This window comes from Nonomuraea sp. NPDC003201, from assembly GCF_053590415.1.
Genome location: NZ_JBSFTC010000662.1, coordinates 1 through 2,334, shown reverse-complemented (window position 1 = coordinate 2,334; position 2,334 = coordinate 1). Strand labels below are relative to the sequence as shown.

The following is a 2,334-nucleotide window of genomic DNA, read 5'->3' as shown; positions in this document are numbered from 1 at the left end:
GTCGGCGACCGTGCCGCTGAACAGGAACGGGGCCTGCGGCACCGCGCCGATCTGGCTGCGGTAGGCGCCCAGCTCAAGGGTGCGGATGTCGCGCCGCGTTCGACCGGGGCGCGGTGCAGGAGGCCCACCGGATCCTCGTCGACGGCGCCGCCGCCATCGCCGGCCTGGACCGCAGGGGCGCGGCGCTCCTCCTGCTCGACGCGGTGCGCAACGCCTGGTACCTGAGCGATCCGGCGGCCGTCGCCGAGTCCTCGGCGGGGCTGGCCGGCCTGCCGCTGACGCCGGAGGACGGGCTCGACGGGTTCGTCCGGGCGGCCCACGCGATGGCCGACTTCCTGGCCGGCGACCTGGACCGGGCGCTGCCGCCGTTCCGCGAGCTCATCGACCTGGCCGCGGCGATCCCCTCCGGCATGACGGCCCTGCGGATCAGCATCTGCTCGCTGGCCGGGATCTCGGGCGACTTCGACAACGGGCTCGCCATCGCCCATGCGGCGATCGAGGAATGCCGGGCCGACGGCATGATCGGGCTGCTGCCGCTCGCCCAGGCGGTGCTGGCGATCCACCAGATGTACCTCGGGCGCTTCCGCGACGCCGTCACGACCGCGACCGAGGGGCGCCGGCTCGCCACCGACATCGGCCAGACGCACCGCATCGCGCACTTCGAGAGCGTCATGGCCATGGTGGCCGCCGTCCAGGGCCGGGAGCAGGACTGCCGGGAGCTCGCCGAGCGCACGATCGCGCACGTCAGCGCCCATCCGGTGGCGACGATCGTGGGCTGGGCCGAGTGGGCGCTCGGCCTGCTGGACCTCGGCCAGGGCCGCTTCGAGGCCGCGCTGGAACGCTTCGACGCCGCCGCCCGCGGGCCGCTCCGGCACCAGATCATGCCCGTCTACTTCGCTCCCGACCAGATCGAGGCCGCCGTACGGCTGGGCCTGCCCGCCCGCGCCGCGCAACCGCTGGCCCGCTTCGAGTCCTGGGCCGCCGCCGCCCGCCATCCGTGGGCGGAGGCCGTCCTGCACCGCTGCCGGGCCCTGCTCGCCACCGACGACGCGGCGGCGGAGCGGCATTGGGAGCAGGCCGCACGGGCACACGCCGACGCGAACCGGCCGTACGAACGGGCCCGCACTGACCTGCTCTACGGCGAGTGGCTGCGCCGCGCCCGCCGCAAGAACGAGTCCAGGACCCGCCTGCGCTCCGCGCTGGAGACGTTCGAACGCGTCGGCGCCGCGCCGTGGGCCGAGCGGGCACGCGCCGAGCTGCGGGCGGCGGGCGAGACCGTCGCCCAGGGCGCCCCCGACCTGGCCGCCTCGCTCTCACCCCAGGAACTCCAGGTGGTACGCCTGGCCGCCACGGGTGTCACCAACCGGGAGATCGCCGCCCAGCTGTTCCTCAGCCCCAAGACCGTCAGCCACCACCTCTACCGCGCCTTCCCCAAGCTCGGCGTCACCACCCGCACCGAACTCGCCCGCCTCGACCTGGGCTGAAACATGGCCGTGAAGAAAAACGGCTGAGCGGCGAACTCCGGGGTGACAGTTCCCTCCGAAAGGACGCCATGGCTGCACCACCTGACGCCAGTGACGTGATGGAAGACGTCACCGTGGTCGAGCGGTCGATGGACAACCCTGACCTTTTCGCCCTCCTGTACGACCGCTATTTCCATGAGCTCTACCGATATCTGGCCGCCCGGCTCGGCAGCGAACATGTCGAGGACATGGTCGCGGACGCCTTCCTGATCGCGTTCAACGGCAGAGGCGGTTTCGACTCCGACCGAGGCACCGTGCGGGCGTGGTTGTACGGCATCGCGACGAACGTCGTGGCCCGGCACCGCCGCAGAGAAGGCCGCCGCCTGAACGCCCTCAGCAAGGTCCCGGCCGAGGACTCCGCCGACGGGCACGAGGACCGGGTGACCTCGCAGCTCGCGGCGGAGGCCAGCAGGCCGGAGCTGGTACGCGGGCTGAAAGGGCTCGCGAAGGGCGATCGCGACGCGGTGTTCCTGCTCGTGTTCGGCGGGCTCGGCTACGAGGAGATCGCCACGGCGCTGGACATACCGGTCGGGACCGTCGGGTCCCGGATCAACAGGGCGAGGAAGAAGCTGCGTACCGCCCTGGGCGACGTCAACCCGATGAAGGAGTGGTGATGGACGAGCTCAAGCTGGTCGAGGCCGTGTTCGCGGAGCCGGACCCCACGCCGCGGGCCGCCGCGGCGGGGCGGGACCGCTTCCTCCGGCAGGCCCGGCAGGCACAGGCGTCCCAGATCGGCCGTTTGCGCCGCAGGCGGGCCACCGCGCTGCCGGCCCGGCGCGTGATCCTGGTCGGCGCGATGGCGGTGACGCTC

At 73.0% G+C, this 2,334-nt stretch carries 3 protein-coding genes; all 3 read left to right on the top strand.

Annotated elements, in window-relative coordinates:
* Positions 1-113 precede the first annotated feature (113 nt).
* Positions 114-1,484 (top strand): helix-turn-helix transcriptional regulator, encoded by a 1,371-nt coding sequence (locus ACWDX9_RS62465; RefSeq protein ID WP_449973310.1) that lies wholly within the window; start codon positions 114-116, stop codon positions 1,482-1,484.
* Positions 1,485-1,552: 68 nt separating this feature from the next.
* Positions 1,553-2,137: an RNA polymerase sigma factor gene (locus ACWDX9_RS62460; protein WP_449973309.1), complete on the top strand. Its 585-nt coding sequence runs from the start codon at positions 1,553-1,555 to the stop codon at positions 2,135-2,137.
* Positions 2,137-2,334, top strand: a 198-nt coding sequence (locus ACWDX9_RS62455; RefSeq protein ID WP_449973308.1) for a hypothetical protein, incomplete at its 3' end; no start/stop codon positions are given. The genes ACWDX9_RS62460 and ACWDX9_RS62455, both read left to right, overlap by 1 nt.

Excerpts from the sequence above, each read along its gene's own strand:
- ACWDX9_RS62460 (WP_449973309.1), top strand. The coding sequence starts at position 1,553 with ATGGCTGCACCACCTGACGCCAGTGACGTGATGGAAGACGTCACCGTG.